The sequence below is a fragment of the Trueperaceae bacterium genome, assembly GCA_023954415.1.
Lineage (GTDB): Bacteria > Deinococcota > Deinococci > Deinococcales > Trueperaceae > JAAYYF01.
On sequence record JAMLIB010000004.1, the window covers coordinates 51,745 to 70,331 of the forward strand.

General features: G+C 70.8%; 17 protein-coding genes and 1 tRNA gene. 15 read left to right on the forward strand and 3 right to left on the reverse strand.

The window, feature by feature from the left end; translation table 11 throughout:
• Positions 1-22 precede the first annotated feature (22 nt).
• Positions 23-1,012, reverse strand: coding sequence for a VOC family protein (locus tag M9914_05870; GenBank protein MCO5173704.1), 990 nt, complete (start codon positions 1,010-1,012; stop codon positions 23-25).
• Positions 1,013-1,232: 220 nt separating this feature from the next.
• Between M9914_05870 and rplS the strand changes: the two genes are divergently transcribed.
• Complete coding sequence (gene rplS / locus M9914_05875; protein ID MCO5173705.1) at positions 1,233-1,646, forward strand: 50S ribosomal protein L19; 414 nt, start codon at positions 1,233-1,235, stop codon at positions 1,644-1,646.
• Between the two features lie 133 nt (positions 1,647-1,779).
• Here rplS and M9914_05880 read toward each other — a convergent pair whose 3' ends face one another.
• Positions 1,780-3,303 carry a hypothetical protein gene (locus tag M9914_05880; GenBank protein MCO5173706.1) on the reverse strand — a complete coding sequence of 508 codons (1,524 nt, stop codon included), beginning with the start codon at positions 3,301-3,303 and terminating at the stop codon, positions 1,780-1,782.
• Positions 3,304-3,484: 181 nt separating this feature from the next.
• On the reverse strand, positions 3,485-4,948 hold the full coding sequence (locus M9914_05885) for an aldehyde dehydrogenase family protein (protein ID MCO5173707.1): 1,464 nt from the start codon (positions 4,946-4,948) through the stop codon (positions 3,485-3,487).
• A 168-nt stretch (positions 4,949-5,116) separates the two neighbouring features.
• Between M9914_05885 and M9914_05890 the strand changes: the two genes are divergently transcribed.
• The 14 genes from M9914_05890 (at position 5,117) to M9914_05955 (ending at position 18,467) form a co-directional block, all read left to right on the forward strand.
• A complete protein-coding gene (locus tag M9914_05890) occupies positions 5,117-7,330 on the forward strand; it encodes a hypothetical protein (protein ID MCO5173708.1) in 2,214 nt (737 codons plus the stop codon).
• 82 nt (positions 7,331-7,412) lie between these two features.
• Positions 7,413-8,648 carry a sugar ABC transporter substrate-binding protein gene (locus M9914_05895; protein ID MCO5173709.1) on the forward strand — a complete coding sequence of 412 codons (1,236 nt, stop codon included), beginning with the start codon at positions 7,413-7,415 and terminating at the stop codon, positions 8,646-8,648.
• A 7-nt stretch (positions 8,649-8,655) separates the two neighbouring features.
• Positions 8,656-9,600 carry a sugar ABC transporter permease gene (locus tag M9914_05900; protein ID MCO5173710.1) on the forward strand — a complete coding sequence of 315 codons (945 nt, stop codon included), beginning with the start codon at positions 8,656-8,658 and terminating at the stop codon, positions 9,598-9,600.
• A gap of 1 nt (position 9,601) precedes the next feature.
• Complete coding sequence (locus M9914_05905; protein MCO5173711.1) at positions 9,602-10,447, forward strand: carbohydrate ABC transporter permease; 846 nt, start codon at positions 9,602-9,604, stop codon at positions 10,445-10,447.
• On the forward strand, positions 10,444-11,202 hold the full coding sequence (locus M9914_05910; protein MCO5173712.1) for a GntR family transcriptional regulator: 759 nt from the start codon (positions 10,444-10,446) through the stop codon (positions 11,200-11,202). Before M9914_05905 ends, M9914_05910 begins: the two co-directional genes overlap by 4 nt.
• Positions 11,199-12,356: a mandelate racemase/muconate lactonizing enzyme family protein gene (locus tag M9914_05915; protein MCO5173713.1), complete on the forward strand. Its 1,158-nt coding sequence runs from the start codon at positions 11,199-11,201 to the stop codon at positions 12,354-12,356. The genes M9914_05910 and M9914_05915 overlap by 4 nt, the downstream gene beginning before the upstream one ends.
• 8 nt (positions 12,357-12,364) lie before the next feature.
• A complete protein-coding gene (locus M9914_05920; protein MCO5173714.1) occupies positions 12,365-13,603 on the forward strand; it encodes a class II fructose-bisphosphate aldolase in 1,239 nt (412 codons plus the stop codon).
• A 70-nt stretch (positions 13,604-13,673) separates the two neighbouring features.
• Positions 13,674-14,735: a PfkB family carbohydrate kinase gene (locus tag M9914_05925; GenBank protein MCO5173715.1), complete on the forward strand. Its 1,062-nt coding sequence runs from the start codon at positions 13,674-13,676 to the stop codon at positions 14,733-14,735.
• Positions 14,732-16,051 carry a hypothetical protein gene (locus M9914_05930; protein ID MCO5173716.1) on the forward strand — a complete coding sequence of 440 codons (1,320 nt, stop codon included), beginning with the start codon at positions 14,732-14,734 and terminating at the stop codon, positions 16,049-16,051. Before M9914_05925 ends, M9914_05930 begins: the two co-directional genes overlap by 4 nt.
• Positions 16,052-16,153: 102 nt before the next feature.
• Positions 16,154-16,609, forward strand: coding sequence for a VOC family protein (locus M9914_05935; GenBank protein MCO5173717.1), 456 nt, complete (start codon positions 16,154-16,156; stop codon positions 16,607-16,609).
• Between the two features lie 239 nt (positions 16,610-16,848).
• Positions 16,849-17,112 (forward strand): MbcA/ParS/Xre antitoxin family protein, encoded by a 264-nt coding sequence (locus M9914_05940; GenBank protein MCO5173718.1) that lies wholly within the window; start codon positions 16,849-16,851, stop codon positions 17,110-17,112.
• A 47-nt stretch (positions 17,113-17,159) separates the two neighbouring features.
• The gene (locus M9914_05945) at positions 17,160-17,630 is read left to right on the forward strand and encodes an RES family NAD+ phosphorylase (protein MCO5173719.1); all 471 of its coding nucleotides are present in this window, start codon (positions 17,160-17,162) and stop codon (positions 17,628-17,630) included.
• 72 nt (positions 17,631-17,702) lie between these two features.
• On the forward strand, positions 17,703-18,239 hold the full coding sequence (locus M9914_05950) for a DinB family protein (GenBank protein ID MCO5173720.1): 537 nt from the start codon (positions 17,703-17,705) through the stop codon (positions 18,237-18,239).
• A 152-nt stretch (positions 18,240-18,391) separates the two neighbouring features.
• Positions 18,392-18,467, forward strand: a tRNA-Ala gene (locus tag M9914_05955).
• Positions 18,468-18,587 lie beyond the last annotated feature (120 nt).

An 18,587-nucleotide genomic window follows, 5' to 3' on the forward strand; every position in this document is an offset into this window, starting at 1 on the left:
CGGGAAGGCGCCGCGTCGCTGCTCACCGCCGCCAGCGATCCGCGTACTCGGGGCTGGCGGTCACGGGCAGGCGCGCCCTGAGGAAGTCGCGTTCGCTCTCCAACCACGCGGGGAGCTTGAACGCGAGGCCGAGCTCGTCGGCCGGCTCGTCCACGAGGAAGCCGGGGCCGTCCGTGGCGACCTCGAGGATCGCGCCCCCGGGCTCCTTGAAGTACACGGACTTGAAGTACGTGCGGTCCTTGACGACCGTTGGCTTCAGCCCGGCGGCAAGGAGGGCAGCGCGCGCCTCGGCGATCTCCGCGTCCTTGACCCGCAGGGCGACGTGGTGCAAGCTGCCTGCGCCGAGCCTACCGGGCTGCTGGTCCTGCACCTCTACCAAGTCGATGAAGCCCCCCGCCGGGTACGCGAGGCCCTCCGGCGAAGGGCCGGGGGCGAGGCGCACGCGCCTGCCGGAGCCGCCGACGTCCTCGGCGGCGACCCGCATGCCCAGGGCCTCCTCGAGGACGCTCGCCGTCGCGTCGAGCCGGGGCGCGGCCACGGTGACGGCGTGCAGCCCCTGGAGGGTGAGGCCGTCCGGTAGAGGCGCGTCCGGCCACACCAGGCGCGGTCCGCCCCCAGCGGCCTCGGTCAGCTCCAGCGGCACGCCGTCCGGGTCCTGGAAGGCCACCACCTCCTCGCCGAAGCGCTCGAACGTCGCGTGAGCCAGGCCGTGATCGTCCAGGCGGCGCCGCCATGCCGTCAGGCCGCCGGGCGGCACGCGGTAGGCGACGGCTACGCTCTCGCCGGCCCCCCGAACGGCCGGGCCGGCACCCTGCCAGGGGAAGAAGGTCGCGACGGTGCCCGGCTGACCCGTGGGGCCGCCGAAGTAGAGGTGATAGGTCTGCGGGTCGTCGTAGTTCACGGTGCGCTTCACCAGTCGTTGGCCGAGCAGGCGCACCCAGAACTCGATGTTGGCTTGAGGCCTCGTGGCGATGCCGGTGACGTGGTGGAGGCCAAGCGTGGCGACAGGCATGCCCTAGAGCCTAGCAGTAGGCCGGTCACGCGCCCTTGGGCTATTGAACCTTGGCGCGCCGTTCGGCTAAGATGGCAAGGCTTGACGCATGGAGGCCGGCTCGCGTCGCGAGTTGGCGCCGACCCCTGGTCTGCCGCCCTCCGCGACGCGTCCGCTGCTACGCGCCTAGGCGCCGCGGCGAGAAGTCCGACCGCGTAAGGTCGACGACCTGGAGACGAAGATGAAGTACAACAAAGGTGCAATCCTGCGCTCTATCGAGCAGCCCTACCTGCGTAGCGACATCCCCGAGTTCGATTCGGGCGACACGGTCCGCGTCGACTACAAGGTCGTCGAAGGCAACCGCACCCGCATCCAGGCGTTCGAGGGTGTCGTCATCGCCCGCAAGAACGGCAAGGGCGCCCGCAGCACCGTCACCGTGCGCAAGGTGTCGTTCGGCGAGGGCGTCGAGCGCGTCTTCCCCCTGCACTCGCCCTTGATCGACAAGATCGAGGTCGTTCGCCGCGGCCGCACGCGTCGCGCCAAGCTCTACTACCTGCGCGAGCTGCGCGGCAAGGCCTCGCGCCTCAAGACGGACGTCGCTCGCCAGGAGCAGGACCGCGCCGCCGCCCGCGCCGCCAAGGGCGACAAGGAGTAGGACGCCGGACCGCGCTCGCCGCGGCCTCATCACGGGCAAGAAGCGCCCCCTCGCTTACGTAAGCGAGGGGGCGCTTGCTACATGGCTCGGTGCGTTCGCGACCCGCTTCGGTCGGCGAGGGCGGGGCCCCGGGTCAGTCGACGACGACGATCGCGCTCGGGTCGAACGTGCGGGGGGCGAGGACGGCGTGGGCCGCCGGGGTCGCGAGGAAGAGCTCGAGCCCCGCGAGGGCGGCCTTGGCCATCTCGCCCATGCCGGCGGTCTCGGAGCGCAGCACGGCGAGGGCTTCCTCGAGGCTCTTGCGCTCCCGATGGGGGCGGGGCGCCGTCAGGGCCTCGAACTTCTCCGCCTGGTCCAGGAGGGTGTGGATGAGCTCGCAGCACTCGAGGCGGCTGAGGGCGTTGGACCCCTCGGCGACGAGGCCGGGCGGCTCGGCGGTCACGTAGGTCTCGGTGACGGGCGCCTCGTCGGCGAGGTCGAGGACGCGGTCGAGCACTCCGGGCGCGATCGGCTGGTCGGCGCGCATGAGCTGAAGCTCGGTGTCGGAGAAGGTGCGGTCGCTGTCGATCATCTCGCTCGGCGTGGCGAGGCGCGCTACGTCGTGCAGGAGAGCTGCGCGCTTGAGGCGCCTCAAGCAGGCGCTGCCGGCCCAGTTGACGCCATCGAGTTGGAGGGCGGCGCCGACGGCCAGCTCCCTGACGCGCTCGGAGTGCCGGTACTTCCAGGGCGACTTGGCGTCTATGAAGCGGGCGAAGCCGCTGAACACGCGGTCGACTCGCGACGCGGAGACGTAACCGCGCGCGCTCGGCTCGGCGGCGATGACGAGCTGCTCGATGTCCTTGCTGCCCAGCTCGGCCTCGAAGGTCGGCTCGGCCAGCAGCTGCAAGGCCACTGACGAGACCTCGGGGTCGAGGCGTGTGCCGGCGTGTTCCTTGAGGTGGTCGATCGCCTCGGCCACGCCGCCGCGGAACCAGGCGCTGACCAGGTTCTGGGTCACGTTCAGGATCCTGCCGCCCAAGGCGATGGCGGGGCCGGAGCCGCCCTCGGTGCGCCCGCGGCCGTCCCACCGCTCGTTGCGGGCAAGGATGGCGTCTGCAGTGCCGCGGGAGAAGCCCATGTCTAGCGCGATCGAGGCGCCGGAGCGTCCGCGCAGGCGCTCGATCTCGGCGGGTCCGCGGGCGCCGCCGACCGTCATGTCCATGAAGTTGGCGAGCCTGCGCCCGAGCGGGGCGCGGGTGCGCAGGAGCGGGGCGGCCACCTTGAGGGCGCCGCGCAACGTGCTGAAGTCGGCCTGGTGGAGGGCGTGGTAGATGGCTCCCGTGCCGGGACCGAACATGTGGGCCGCTTTGGAGCGCGCGCTCGTGGCGCCGAGGTCCTTCAGGAGCGCGGCGTAGTAGAGGTCGGTGAGGGCCCGCGTGTCGAGGCCGAGCAGCTCGCCGACGCGCACGGCGGCGAGGGCGGTACGCATGGAGTGGCTGATGGGTGCACCCTCGGCCGCGTCGATGGCGGGCGTCAGGGGTACCACGATCTCGCAGAGGCGGGGGGCGGCCGTGGTCACGGGGTCGGACACCGCTACATCGGCGTCAGGCTCGCGCCGCCGCGCCCCGTCGTAGTGGTGAGGCAAGAGGCTACTGCGATCTCCGCGGCCCAGGGTCATGCCCCGATTCTGTCCCCACGTTTCTTACGGACCTCTTACTTAGCGCACATCATTCACGACTCATGAAGACCACGCGGTCCCGAGGCCGTGCAGGGAGGGGTGACGGCTTGCGGGTAAGGCCGTATGGGTGCGTGTGATCGAGGCCGCGGGGACCGGCTCTACCGGTCGGACCGACCGTCGCTCAGCCGGCGACGTGGACGGACTTGCTGAGGAGGAACTCCTCCAGGCCCGGCCGACCAAGCTCGCGCCCGAAGCCGCTCGCCTTCCACCCGCCCACCGGCACCTCGGGGTTGACGATCCCCCAGCCGTTGACCCAAACGGTGCCGGCCTTCAGGTCCCGCGCCACGCGCAGCGCCTTGCCGATGTCGCGGGTCCAGACGCCCGACGCGAGGCCGAAGACCGTGTCGTTGGCCAGCGCGACGGCCTCCTCGACGTCGCCGAAGCGCATGACCGCTAGGAGCGGTCCGAACACCTCCTCCCGGGCGATCGTCATGCTCGGCGCCACGTCGGTGAAGACCGTCGGGCCGATGTAGGCTCCCCTTCCGTACTCCCCTCCTGCGAGCCGTTCGCCGCCGTGGAGCAGCCGCGCGCCTTCGGCCAGGCCGGAGGCCACGTAACGCTCGACGCGCTCGAGGTGGGCGGGCGAGATGACCGGACCGAGGTCCACGTCGTCGCGCTCGGGTGAGCCGACGCGCATCGCCCTGGCGGTCGCTACCAGCCGCTCGACGACCTCGTCGTGCACGCTCTCCTGGACGAAGAGGCGCGAGCCGGCGGTGCAGACCTGGCCCGAACGCCAGAAGATGCCCCACGCTGCGGCGCTCGAGGCCGCGGCCAGGTCGGCGTCCGCGAAGACGATGTTCGGCGACTTGCCGCCCAGCTCGAGCGAGACGCGCTTGAGGGAACGTGACGCCAGCTCCATGACGCGCTTGCCGCTCGCCGTCGAGCCGGTGAAGGAGACCATGTCGACGCGCTCGTCTGTGACGAGCGGCTCGCCGATCTCGGCGACCTCGCCCATCACGACGTTCATGACGCCCGGCGGGAGGCCGGCGTCCGTCAGGAGCCGCGCCAGGCCGATCGTCGTGGCCGGAGTCTGGGAGTCGGGCTTGACCACGACGCTGCACCCCGCCGCGAGCGCGGGGCAGATCTTCCAGGCGGCCTGGTTCAGCGGGAAGTTCCACGGCGCGATCAGCGTGGCCACGCCGACCGGCTCCTTGACGGTGAAGGCGAGGAGGCCGGGCCCGAAGGTCGTCGTCTCGCCGTGGATATCGCGCGCCAGGCCGGCGTAGTAGCGCAGCAGGTCGACTACCCAGTCGATCATCTGCCGCGCCTGCCCGATGGGGGCTCCGCTCGTGACGCTCTCCCAGCGCGCGAAGCGCTCCTTGTCGTCTGCTAGCGCCGCGGCCGTCTTCAGAAGCACGTCGGCGCGCGCGGCGCCCGTGGCGTTGGCCCACGCCCCCGCGTCGAACGACCGCCGGGCGGCGGCGATGGCCGCCAGCGCGTCCTGGGCGCCGCCCAACGCGAAGCTGCCCACCGCGGCGCCCGTCGCCGGGTCGAGGCGCTCGTAACGCGCCCCGCTGGCTGCCGGACGCTCCGCCCCGTCGATGAAGAGGTCCATGGACACGAACCGGTCGTCGGCTGTTGGCATGTGCGCGCCCTTCCTGCCGGCGCCAGAGCGGCGCCGTGAAGTTGACAACTCGCTGGTGACTATATACGCTGTAGACGCTGTATACAACTCTAGAGTAAGCGCGTCGGGGACGCTAGAACAGCGGCGCTTGGAGCGAGAAGCCATGCTAACGACCACGGGTAGACGCCCATGACGGGGAATACCACCACCCACCCTGGTCCCGGCGCGCGCCGGTGGTCGGTGCTGAGCGTGGCTTGCCGCGACCACGACGGGCGGTGGCATGCGGTAGACGCCGGCGCGTTCGGCGCAGGTGGGCCGACCGTCGGGGTCGCGCTCCCGGCCGTGTGGCGCCTGGAGTTCGCGCCCGGCCTGTCCGGCACCCTCGAGCTGCGGGCGCCCAGCGAGGCGCCACCCTTGGCCACCGGAGCGACGCCGGCAGGTAACGGTGCCGACCTCGAGCTGGCGCTCGACGTTCCGGGCGCCGCCTGGTGCGCCGTCGACCTCGTCTCGGAAGCCGGCGAGCACTATCTCGGCTTCGGCGAGCGCTTCGACGGCATCGACAAGCGTGGCCGCGAGGTGCGCGTGGAGGTCGTCAACGGCGCCTCGGGGAACCTGGCCTACAAGCCGGTCCCGTTCTTCATCTCGAGTCGCGGCTACGGCGTCCACGTGGTGACCGACGCGCGCCTTGACGCGCGCATGGCCGTGCCGGACTCGCCGGCGAGCGCCTCGCTGCGCGTGGCGCATTCGTCTGTGGCGCTGCGCTTCTACCACGGCACGCCGAGCGAGGTCCTCGCGGCCTACACGGCGGAGGCCGGCCGGCCGGCCCTGCCGCCCGCTTGGGTGTTCGGTCCGTGGAAGTCCCGCGACTGGACCCTCGAGGACCAGTCGACGGTGCTCGAGGACGTGCGCGAGTCGCGACGGTGTGACCTGGCGAACAGCGTCAAGCTCATCGACGCCAAATGGGAGACCGCCGAGCACACGTTCGCCTTCGACGAGGCGAAGTACCCGGACGCGGCGTCCATGGTGCGCGAGATCCGGGAGTCGGGCATGCGCCTGGTCCTCTGGCTCTCGCCGTGGCTGGTGCTGAACGACGACACCGCGGCGGTCCACGCGGCCGCGGCCGCGAAGGGCTACCTGATCAAGGACCGGCGCGGCGAGACGTACGTCCACCGCCTCGGCAACAGCCCGGACTTCGTGGGGAGCTGCGTCGACTTCACCAACCCGGCCGCCGTGACCTGGTGGCAGGAGAACGTGCGCAAGCTCGTCGAGCTCGGCGTGGACGGCTTCAAGACGGACTTCGGCGAGCAGGTGCCCGAGGACGCGGTCTTCTTCGACGGCAGCACCGGCGCGCAGATGCATAACGTCTTCCCCCGGCTCTACAACGCCGTGACCTACGAGGCCATGCAGTCGCGGACGAACGGCGTGCTTCTCGCCCGCTCGGCCTGGCACGGCTCGCAAGGGATCTCGGCCATCTGGGCCGGCGACCAGTCCTCCGACTTCGGTCCTGCCACCGGCCTGCAGAGCGTCATCAGGGCGGGCCAGAACGCCGGCGCCTCCGGCTTCCCCTACTGGGCGAGCGACATCGGCGGTTACTTCAGCCCCCCGACCGACGAGGTCTTCGCGCGCTGGGCGCAGTTCGGGGCGTTCTCGCCCATCATGCAGATCCACGGCATGGGCAAGCATGAACCGTGGCGTTTCGAGCCGCGCACCCTCGAGATCTACCGCGCGTACGCGCAGCTCCACACCGACCTCTTCCCGTACCTCTACGCCGCCGCCCAGGCGGCGAGCGCGGACGGCGTACCCATCATGCGCCCCATGGCCTTCGCGTTCCCCGGCGCCGACGAATGGGGCGACACGCAGGAGCACCAGTACCTGTTCGGCGACTCGCTCCTCGTCGCGCCCGTCTACGTCGGCTTCAACAAGCGCAAGGGCGTATGGCTCCCGCGCGGCGCGGACTGGTTCGAGCTGTGGACGGGTCGACGCTACGCGGGCGGGCAGACCGCCGTCGTCGACGTGCCCCTCGAACGCATCCCCGTGTTCGCCAGGGCCGGCTCGCTGGTGCCGCTGCTCGCCGCGTCGCCTAGGACCCTCGACTGTGAAGGCGACGACCCCCTCGCCGCCTGGCCTGACCTCGACGTCCTCGTCTACCCTGGGAAGGACGCGCGGTTCCGCCTCACCGACGGCACCGAGCTGCGCTGGGACGACGCCGGGCGGCGGCTCGAGGTGACCGGTTCTCCAAGGTCGCGTCGCGTCGCCGTCCACCTGATGGCCGGCGCGGGCCTGGCCATCTTCGACCGCACGCCCGGCACCAGGGCGGTTGCCGGTGGACCGCCGGCCGCCCTGGGAGTAGCGCAACCAGATCGTGTTACCAGCATCCGGTTCGACCACGAGAAGGAGGAGTGAACCGAAGGTAGGCGCGAGAGCCCCAGCCCGGCCCCAGTACCCCTGGCCGCCGGAGACCCTCTAGACGGGAGACTCCAGGAAGATGAAGAAGAAGTCGACGAAGTTGCTGCTCATGGCCGCCGCGTTCCTCACGCTGGCGGTCGCCCACGCCCAGACGCGCGTCAACGTCTGGATCTACGAGACGTTCGCCGGCAACGACTCGCCCATCTCCAAGGCGGCCGCGGAGTTCATGGCGCAGAACCCCGACATCGAGATCAACCTCATCCCCACGGCGGGCACCTCGTCCGCCTACCGCGACCCGTTCATGGTCGCCGCCCAGGGCGGCGGCGGCCCGGACGTGCTCATGGCCGACATCGCCTGGTCGCCGGAGTTCGCCGCCATGGGCATCGTCAAGGACCTGAGCGAGCGCATGGCCGGCAAGGAGGACGAGTTCTTCCCCGGGCCCCTCGACACCCTGCGCTACGAGGGCGGCATCTACGGCGTGCCCTTCTACACGAACGCGCTCGGCATGTTCTACAACAAGACCGCCTTCGAGGAGGCCGGCCTGCCGCTGCCGGACGACGACTGGACGTGGTACGACTTCCGCACGGCCGTCGACACGCTTTCCGACGGCGAGATGTACGGCTTCGGCCTTGAGGGGGCCTGGGGCGGCACGTTCGAGTGGTACCCCTGGTTCTGGCAGGCCGGCGGGCAGCTCCTGAGCGACGACGGCACGACGCCGACGTTCAACTCCGAGGCCGGCCTGGAGGCCACGCGCTTCTTCCTCGACATCGTCACTAACCCGCGCTACGTGCCCGAGGCGGCCAAGACGTGGAAGGGCTGGGCCGAGCTGGCCGCCGCCTTCTCCAACAAGGTCATCGCCATGTACGAGGTCGGCGACTGGGGCATCGCGATGGTCGATGGCATGAACCCGCCGTTCGAGTGGGGCGTCGCGCCCCTCCCGGCCAACGGTCAGCGCGCCAGCCTCGTCGGCGGCGCCAACTGGGTCGTGAACGCCAACACCAAGGTGGAGGACGCCGCCTGGCGCTGGCTCGAGTACATCACGGGCCCGGCCGTGTTCCCCCTGATGGACGGCTACAACCGCGTGGCCGCCCGCCGCGGGGCCGCCGAGGCGCAGGAGATCGTCAAGTCGGACCCGCGCATGCAGGTCCTGACCGCGAGCCTCGAGTTCGCCAAGGCCCGCCCGACCGTGCCCCTCTGGACCACGGTCGACTACGACTGTCTGCAGCCGGCGTTCGTGCGCGTCATCCTCGAGGGCGCCGACGTGACCACCGAGATGGCCAACGCCGAGATGTGCGCTCTGGACGTGCTGAGGTAACGAGCCCGTGCTGAAGCGCGGCGAGCAGGAAGGGTCGGTGGCGCCCCGCGCCACCGACCGCCGCCCGGGCCGGCTGCACCGCAGCTGGCCCGGCTACGTCCTCGTGTTTCCGGCCATGCTCGCGCTCGTAGGGGTGATCGGCTACCCGCTCGTGCGCGCGTTCGTCATGAGCCTCCACAAGATCATCCTGATCAGGCCCCAGCTCGGCCAACCGTTCGTGGGCCTGGAGAACTACGCGACCGTCCTCAAGTCGCCCTATTTTGCCAACGCTATCTGGCAGACGTTCGTATGGACCTCAGTGAACCTCGTGGGGCAGATCGTGCTCGGGCTGCTCATCGCGCTCCTACTCAACTCGGCGTTCTCCGGCAGGGGCATAGCGCGCAGCGTGATGCTCATCCCCTGGGTCATCCCCTCCGTCGTCGCCGTGCTGACCTGGAAGTGGATGTACGACGGCCAGTTCGGCATCGTCAACTCCTTCCTCGTCCGCCTCGGCCTGATCGAGAAGGGGGTCGCGTGGCTCGGCAACACGGGGACGGCCATGGGGGCCGTGCTAATCGAGAGCATCTGGAAGGGCACGCCGTTCGTGCTCATCATGCTCCTGGCGGGGCTGCAGGCCATCCCGGCCGAGCTCACCGACTCGGCGAGCGTGGACGGCGCCAACGTCTGGCAGCGCTTCCGCTACGTCACCTTCCCGTTCCTCAAGCCCACCATCGTCATCGCCGCCACCCTCACGACCATCTACTCCTACAACAACTTCAACTCCATCTGGCTCATGACCGAGGGCGGCCCCCTGCGCGCCACCGAGACCCTGACGATCCTCACCTACAAGCTCGCCTTCCGTAACTTCGACATGGGCAGCGCCACGGCGGCCGGCGTGCTCACCTTCTTCGTGCTCCTCGTGTTCGTGGTCATCTTCGGGCGCCAGTACGTGAAGTCGCAGATGGAGTTCTGACGTGGCCGCCACGAGCCTGCGCCGCCGCACCAGGCAGCTGCCCGCCATGCTGGCGGCGTTCTTCGTCTGCTTCGTGTTCGCCATCCCGTTCCTGTGGATGATCCTGACGTCCTTGAAGCTCCCCTCGGAGCTCTTCACGAGCCCCGTGCAGGTCTTCCCGCGCTCCGGGGTCTACTGGGAGGCGTACACGCGGATCTGGACGGCCGGCCAGTTCGGCCGCTACTTCTGGAACAGCACGCTCGTGGCGAGCATCGCGACCGGCGCGTCCGTGGCGCTGTCCGTCTTCGCGGCGATCGGCTTCGCGCGCTACAAGCTCAGGGGCGGCAACTACCTGCTGCTCGGCGTGCTCCTCAGTCAGCTCTTCCCGCTCGTGCTCCTGGTGCCGCCGTTCTACGCGGTGATGCGCGAGCTGCGCATCCTCGACACGCACTTGGCCCTCGTGATCGCGTACACGAGCTTCTCGCTGCCCTTCAGCATCTGGATGCTGACCGGCTACTTCCGCTCCATCCCGGCCGAGCTCGAGGAGTCCGCCATGATCGACGGCGCGACCCGCCTCGGCGCCCAGCTCAGGGTGATCCTGCCGCTGGCGGGTCCGGGCATCGCCGCCACCGTCATCTACAGCTTCATCCTCGCGTGGAACGAGTTCCTCTTCGCCACGACCTTCATCAGCTCGCCCGAGCTGAGGACTTTGCCGATCGGCCTGCAGTCGTTCATCGGGCAGTACAGCACCGACTGGAACCTGCTCATGGCCGGCGCGGTCGTCACGACCGTGCCCGTCATCGTCCTGTTCGTCTTCCTGCAACGCTACCTGGTGGCAGGGCTCACGGCCGGGGCGGTGAAGGGGTGATCACGAGGCTCTCGCCGCCCGACTGGCGCGCGGCCCTCGCCGTGACCGGGAAGGTCGTCGGCACGTCCCAGAGCGAGCACGCGCACAACACCCTCTTCCAGGCGATCGTGCAGGGTCGCGTGGGGCCGGCCTGCCACCTCGCGGAGCAGCCGATCGCCGACACCATCGGCGTGAGCCGCATCTCCGTGCGCGACGCCATCCGGCAGCTCGAGTCGGCCGGCCTCGTGAGCATCTACCCGCATCGGGGCGCGTTCACCGTCAGCTTCACGCCGCAGGACATCGAGGAGATCTTCAGCCTGCGCGCCGCGCTCGAGTCCCTCGCGATAAGGCTCGTGGCCCAGGCCGCCAAGCGCACGGACATCGCGCGGCTCGAGGACGTCATCGACGAGATGGCGGCCGTCGAGGCGCGCGGCGACCGCTACGCGGGGGCGCAGGCGGACGCCAAGTTCCACGGCATCCTGATGGAGGTGTCCGGCCACGGGCGCGCCTTCGCGTCCTGGAAGCGCATGAGCGCGCAGATCACGATGGCCGTCTACAGCGCGGCCTCCTACTACGACGCCATCGGCAACCTGGCCGGGCGCCACGTGACGATCATCGAAGGCCTCAAGTCCGGCGATGCCGACCGCTGCGAGCGGCTCATCGTCGAGCACATCATCAGCGGGAGCCACCTCCTCCTGGAGGCCGTGGGCCGCCAGAAGCTGCTCGAGGACCGGACCCGCCGCCGTGAGCACGCGGCCAGCGAGGAAGACGCATGAGAATCGACCGCATCACCGCCTCCGTCATCCGCTACCCGCTTCCGCGACCCCTGCGGCCGTCGTGGGCGCCGGGTCGGGAGTTCGGCAGCACCACCTGCACGCTCCTGGAGGTCACGACCGGCGACGGCATGGTCGGCTACGGGGCCGCGCCGGACACGGGTCGGATCGGCCTCGCGACCATCTCCGACATGGTCGCGCCGTACGTGCTCGGCAAGGACCCGTTCCAGGTGGAGGAGATCAGCCCGATCCTGCGCAACGCCGCGCGCGACGGCAGCTACCCATGGGGCTTCGAGACGGCCCTGTGGGACATCATCGGCAAGGCCGCCGGTATGCCCGTGTACCGGCTGTGGGGGGCGCACAAGCGGCGCATCCGAGCGTACGCGAGCCTCGCCGAGCTCACGAGCGTGGAGGAGCAGGTCGAGCGCTTGAGCGCGCTGAAGGCGCTCGGCTTCACGGCCGCCAAGCTGCGCCTGCGGCGCCCGAGCATCCGCGAGGACATCGCCTTCGTGGAAGGGGTGCGCTCCGCCATCGGCGACTCCATGGAGCTCATGGTCGACGCCAACCAGGCGCACGTCATGCCGAGCCCCGGCCCGCACAACTTCTGGCGCTTCGAGGACGCGCTCGCAGTCGCCAGGGCCATGCAGGACCTCGGCATCCTGTGGCTCGAGGAGCCGCTCCACCGCTACGACTACGGGGGCTTGGCGCGCCTATGCGACGCCGTCGACATCCCCATCGCTGGCGGCGAGCTCAACCTCGGCCTGCACGAGTACAAGCTCCTCATCGACCGCGGCTGCTACGACATCATCCAGGCCGACTGCGCCTTCTCCGAGGGCGTGTTCCAGCTGCGCAAGGTGGCCGCGCTGGCCGAGCTCGCCTACAAGCGCTTCATCCCGCACACCTGGTCGAACGGCGTCGGGCTGGCCGCCAACCTCCAGCTCGCCGCCGCCACGCCCAACTGCGACTGGTTCGAGTTCCCCATCGACCCGCCCGCCTGGACGCCGGCCGCGCGCGACTTCATGCTCGACCGGCCGTTCGAGGTGGACGCCGACGGCTACATCACCGTTGGCGACGCGCCCGGCATGGGCATGGAGTTCGACCGCGAGGCCGTGGCGCCGTACGTCGTCGCGACCTGGGATAGCCGGGCGGCGAGTTGAACGGCCGTATGGCCCTGCAGCAGGCGGCGTACGCCGTGGCCGCCGCGCCGGCCTCCGAGGCGGCCGGGCTCGCGGCCGGGCTGCTCGCGGAGTGCGCCCGCCTGGGCGTGGCGCCCGCGCCGGTCGGCACCGTCTACCGCGCCCTGGCCGAGGGGCGGATCGCGCCCCTCACGGTTCCCGCCTTCAACGTGCGGGGCCTCACCTTCGACGTGGTGAGCGCCATCTACCGGCGTGCCACCGAGCAGGACGCGGCCGGTGTGATGTTCGAGCTGGCCCCGTCCGAGGCCGCCGTGGCCGACCAGTCCTTCGCCCAGTACGCCGCCCTCGTGTGCGCGGCGGCGGCCGTCACCGGCTACCGCGGCCCCGTGCTCGTGCAGGGCGACCACTTCTCGGTCGAGGAGGCCGCGGACGCCGTTCGCGTCGAGTCGTTGGCCCGCGACGCGCTGGCGAGCGGCTTCCTCCAGATCGACCTCGACGCGGCCGCCCTCGCCGAGGAGGGCGCGAGCGCGGCGGCGCGCCAGGGCCGCAACGCGGCCGTCACGGCCGGCCTGATGGCGCGGCTCGCGCCGCACGCCCCCGCCGGGACGATCTTCGGCGGCGAGGTGGGGGAGATCGGCGGGGCGAACACCACGCCGGAGGAGTTGGACGTGTTCGTCGACCTCGTGCGGCGCCATGCGGGGGCGGCCGCAGGGCTCTTCGGCAAGGTGAGCGTGCAGACGGGCACGCGTCACGGCGGCGTGACCGACGCGGCGGGCAGGAAAGCGCGCATGCCGCTCGACACGGGCCTGGCGCGCGAGCTGGCCGACGTCGCCCGCGCGAAGGGCCTGCCCGGCATCGTCCAGCACGGCGCCTCGACGCTCCAGAGAGACCAGTTCGCCGCCCTGCCCGGCTGCGGCGTCGTCGAGGTGCACCTGGCCACGAACCTACAGGACCTCGTGTTCGATTCGCCCGCCTTCCCGCCCGAGCTGCGCGCCGAGCTGGTCGCGGCCGCGCTCGGCAGCTCCGTCGGCGCGGCCGAGCGCGGCGCGGACACCTCGGGTGTCGGCGACCAGCTCTTCAGGCAGCGCCGCTGGAGCCTCTGGGGGCCGTTCAAGCGCCGCCTCCTCGACCTCCCGGCCGAGACCCGCGCGAGCCTCGCCGCGGGCGTGGCCGACTGGGCCGGCGAGCTGCTGGTCGCGTTCGGCCTCGCCGGGCGCGCGGCGGAGATACGCGGCCTTTACGCCGACGCCGCGGCCTCGGACGGGTGAGCAGGCGCATGAGGGCTCTCGTGCGCGTATGCGTGCTGACCGACGGCCCGGGGCGAGCGTGACCCCGCGCATGGATGCTCCTATCCTCTTCCTGGGCATGGCCACGCTGGACTTCGTGACCGTCGTCCCGCACCTGCCGGTATCGGACGAGGTGTTCGAGGTCCGCTCGTTGAGCATGCACGGCGGCGGGCCCGCCGCCACCGCCGCCGTGGCCTGCGCCCGGCTTGGCGGCCGCGCGAGCTTCGCCGGCGCCCTCGGCCAAGACTCGGTGGCGGAGACCGTCGCGGCGGAGTTGGTCCGCGAGGGGGTGGACACGAGGCTCCTTGGGCGCGCGCGCAACGCTGCCACGCCTTCCGCCGTGATCCTAGTGGAGGAAGGCCTTGGCCACCGCGCGATCCTCTACTCGAAGGGGACCGCGCCAGAGCCCGAGTGGACAGCGGAACTCGAAGCGTCCGTGCGGGGCGCGGCCATGCTGCACATCGACGGCTTCCATCCGCTCACCGCCATCCGCGCCGCCCGGGCGGCGCGCGCCGCCGGGGTGAGCGTGTCGTTCGACGGCGGCGCCGGCATCCGCTGGCCCCACCTCGACGAGTTGCTGCCCCTCGTCGACCTGCTCGTCGTGGCCCGGTCGTTCGCCGAACGCGAGGCCGGCGAGGGCGACCCTGCCGCGGCCGCGCGGGCGTTGGCGCGGGCGTACGGTGCACGCGAGGTCGTGGTCACCGACGGGGCGCGCGGCGCTTGGTACTTCGTGGCCGGTGAGGGTGTTCGCGGGGGCGGTGCGGCCAGTGGTGGCGCGGCCAGTGGTGGCGCGGCCAGCGACGGTGCTGCGGGCGCCGGTGCGGTCGGTGCCGGCGGTGCCGGTCGCGGTGCGGGCGGTGAGCCCGGCGAGGGCCACGTGCCCGCCTACGCGGTGGACGTCGTCGACACCACGGGCGCCGGCGACGTCTTCCACGGCGCCTACGCGCTGGCGAGGTCCGAAGGGGCGGGGGTGCCGGACGCCGTGCGCTTCGCCTCGGCGGCCGCTGCCCTCAAGTGCCGCGCGCCTGGCGGCAGGGCGGGCATACCGGGCCGGGCCGAGGTCGAGGCGCTGATCGCCGGCCGCGCGCCGGGCGAAGGGAACGGGAGAACATGACCAAGAGCAAGGTCGGACTCGTGTCCGTTGGCGTGCCGTGGTTCGACGTGGCTCGCGCCGACGAGATGGTCGGCGCCACCCGCGCGGCACTGACGCGGGAGTTCGCCGTCGTCGGGCCCGAGCGGACCGTCACGGACGGCGCGGAGCTCACCAGCGCGCTCGCCGCCATGCGGCAGGCCGACGTGAGCGCGGCCGTGTTCCAGCTCGGGACCTTCCCGGACGGCAACACGCCCGCCCAGGTAGCCGAGACCCTCGGCGTGCCCGTCGTGCTGAGCGGCTTCCCCGAGCCCATCGCGGACGGCCGCGTGCCGAACAACAGCCTGTGCGGCCTCAACATGGCTACTTACACGCTGGCGGAGCTCGGGCACCGCTACTCGCACGTCTTCGGCGACCCCCGCGAGGCGCGCGCCGCCGCGCGGCTCGTGCAGCACGCCCGCGCGGCCGCCACGTTGCAGGGCCTGCGCGGCAGCGTGGTCGGCCTCATCGGTTACCGCGCGCCTGGCTTCTACCCCGCGACGTTCGACGAGCTCCTGCTGCGGCGCACGTTCGGCGTGCGGGTGGAGCACCTGGGCATCCAGGAGGTCACGGACCGGGTGAGGGCAGGGTCGTTCAAGGAGCCGCCCGTCGCCGCGTTCCCCACCATCGAGGGTGGCGAGCTCGGGCCGGAGGCCGTCCGGTGGCTGGGGAGGTACTACGGCGCGCTGGCCGACGCCGTCGCGGCCAGCGGGCTGGGGACCGTGGCCATCAAGGACTGGCCCGAGATGGCGCCGTTCGTGCCCGAGATACCGGCCGGCATCTGGCCCGCCCTGAGCTGGCTGCAGGACGACGGCGTGAACGTGGCGCCCGAGGGCGACGTCAACGGCGCCGTGACCATGGAGCTCCTCGCGCGCCTGACGGGCGGCGGGACTCCGTTCTTCGCCGACATCAGCGCGTTCGACGAGGACGCCTCCACGCTCGTCCTCTGGCATTACGGCGGCGGCACCAGGCTGGCGCGCTCCCCGAGCGAGGTCCGGTTCGGCGCCGACGGGCGCGAGCTCGAGTTCTCCCTCAAGCCGGGGGCGGGTGTCCTGGCGCGCCTAGGCTACAGCCGAGGGGCCTACCGGCTACTGCTCATCGAGGTCGAGGTCCTCGGCGAGCGCCTGACCCTGCGGCGGGCCGCGGGCCGCGTGAGGACCACGCGCACGAACGCCGCCGCCGTGGTGGAGGAGCTGCTCGGCGGCGGGTGGGAGCACCACGTGTCGTTCGTGCACGGCGAGGTGGCCGAGGCGCTCGTCGCGTTCGCGAAGCAGGCAGGGTTGCCCGTCACGCGGCTTTAGCGGCCGTCACTTCGGTATGACCCTGGCGGATGCGCGCTAGGGCGGCGTGGCGAGGGCGCAGCCGCCGCTCACTGGCTGCACGCCTGGCTGTACCCTGGCCGCATGATCGAAGGCGCCCGCTACGCACACACTAACCTCGTCGCCCGCGACTGGCGGGTGTTGGCCGCGTTCTACACGGACCTCTTCGGCTGCCGCTTCGTGCCGCCCGAGCGCGACGACGCCGGTCCGCTCCTCGAGGCCGGCACGGGCGTGCCGGGAGCAAGGATGGCCGGAGTCCACCTGCGCCTTCCCGGGCACGGCGACACGGGGCCGACGCTGGAGATATACGCGTACTCGCCGGTTCTCGAGGCGCCCGGTACGGCGGTCAACCGCCCGGGCTACGGGCACCTCGCGTTCGAGGTGGCGTCCGTGGCTGGCGCGCGAGAGCAGGTCCTGGCGGCGGGCGGGTCGCCCGTCGGCGAGATCGTCACGCTGGCGCGCGGCAACGGTACGAAGGTCACGTGGTGTTACGTGACCGACCCCGAGGGGAACATCATCGAGCTGCAGTCTTGGAGCTAGGGCTACGCTCCATTTCTAGAGCAGGCTAGGTCCAACGAAGGAGGTCGGCGATGGCTGGTACCATGTTCGTTCCTACCCGCTCGGCGCCCCCCGTGCTTGGCGTGCGCACCCTCGGCCTCCAGGCCGCCAACGAGTTCGAGGTCGCGGCCCGTATCAAGGCAGGGCTACCAAGCTAAGCCGTCCACGCTCTGGCCAAGGAGCTCGATCGCCCGAGTAAGTACGTTCTGGAGGTCACCGGCATCCCTGAGAGCACCTTCCACAATCACCAGAAGGCGCGCAAACCGCTCTCGCCCGACGCGTCGAGTCGGGTGTACCAGGTGGCCAGAGCGGTGGAGGCGGCCGAGGAGTACTTCGACGGTGACAAGGACACGGCGCAACGCTGGCTCACCCACCCGAAGGTCGCCCTTGGCGGTGAGGTCCCTCTCGAGTTCGCCGCTACCCCACAAGGTAGGGACTACGTCGTCAAGCTCCTGAGCCGCATGGCGCACGGGATCATAAGCTGAGCCGCACGACCTACAGGATCAGCAAAGCGAAGTACCGGGACGGCACCATGATGGACGTCGGAGCGCGCCTCTACGGCGGGCGTTGGAACTCGCCTGGTCACGACGCGATCTACACCAGCGGCAACCTCACTCTCGCGATGCTCGAGGTGCTCGTGCATGTCGACGACGCGGAGGCGTTCGGAAGGATCCCGTACGTCTTCCACGCGGTGAGCTTCGCGGACATCGCCGTCGCCACCCTGGCATCGGCCGACCTTCCCGCGAACTGGAACGCAAGACCTGAGGCCGGCGCCACACAGGTCGCAGGCGACGAGTGGCTCGAGAGCCTCATCACGCCGGTGCTCGCTGTCCCAAGCGTCATCGTCCCGCTCGAGCTCCGGTACGATCCCGCCTACCTCAACTACGTCATCAACCCCAAGCACCCTGACTTCGCGACCCGGGTCGTGTCAGGACCCATCCACGATCTCGTGTGGGATCCACGGTTCCTGGTTCGGGCATCCGAGCCGCGATCAGGGCGGTGAAACGAGTAGGGTCGTGCTAGAGATCACGTAGGACGCCGCGGAGGCGGCTCGTGTTCGGGAGGCTTAGGGTCTATGGAGCGGATCGAGGAGTACTACCCCCACGCGCTGCTGCAACGGTTCGGTGACACCGTCGCGGCAGCAGGGAAGCAGGCCGTGGCAGCGGTGGAGGACGTGATCGGAAGGCTCGATGTGCTCGACCCCGAGATGCTGAACACCCCGGTGGCGCCAGGCAAGTGGACCGCACTGGAGGTTGCCGATCACCTGCAGCGCGTCACCGAGCTGTACGTGCATGGCTTGGCGCGGGTGCGGCGCGGTCAAGAACCGTTCAGGACGGAGAAGGGTTTCATCGCCGAAGACGGCGGTCTAGTGGTGAACCTCCCGGAAGTGGAGCCCGGCGAGGACCTGACGTTGGAAGGGGTGACGGTGGCCCTCAGGCGGTCGACGCTGAGGCTGATCGAGGCAGCCGATGCCGCCGAAGCGGAAGGCCTCAAGGACGCGGTCGTCAACATGAACCCGTTCTTCGGCGAGCTGACGCCACTCGGTAGCGTGCAGATGGCGGCGCTGCACGCTCGACATCACATCAGACGGCACCTGGCGCGCGCCTCGTGACGGTTCGAGTGGGCCGGCGGCAGTTGGCGCCCACCCTTCACCGGGCCGGCATGAACGTTGACACCCCGTCGGAGGTGTCGGTACACTGACCGTCGCCCCGTTAGCCGGGTGGCTGTTTCGCATAAGGCTAGGGGTAGCAAGACCTTCGTCGTGGGGCTGTGGCGCAGTTGGGAGCGCGTCTGAATGGCATTCAGAAGGTCAGGGGTTCGAATCCCCTCAGCTCCACCAAGGAAAGTACGACGGGAACGGCGCTTCTACGGAGGCGCCGTTCGACATTTGGCCGGTTGGTAGCAGGTTGGTAGCAGGATGCACCGCGAACGGGCTCCGGCAGCACATCCCGGAGCTTGA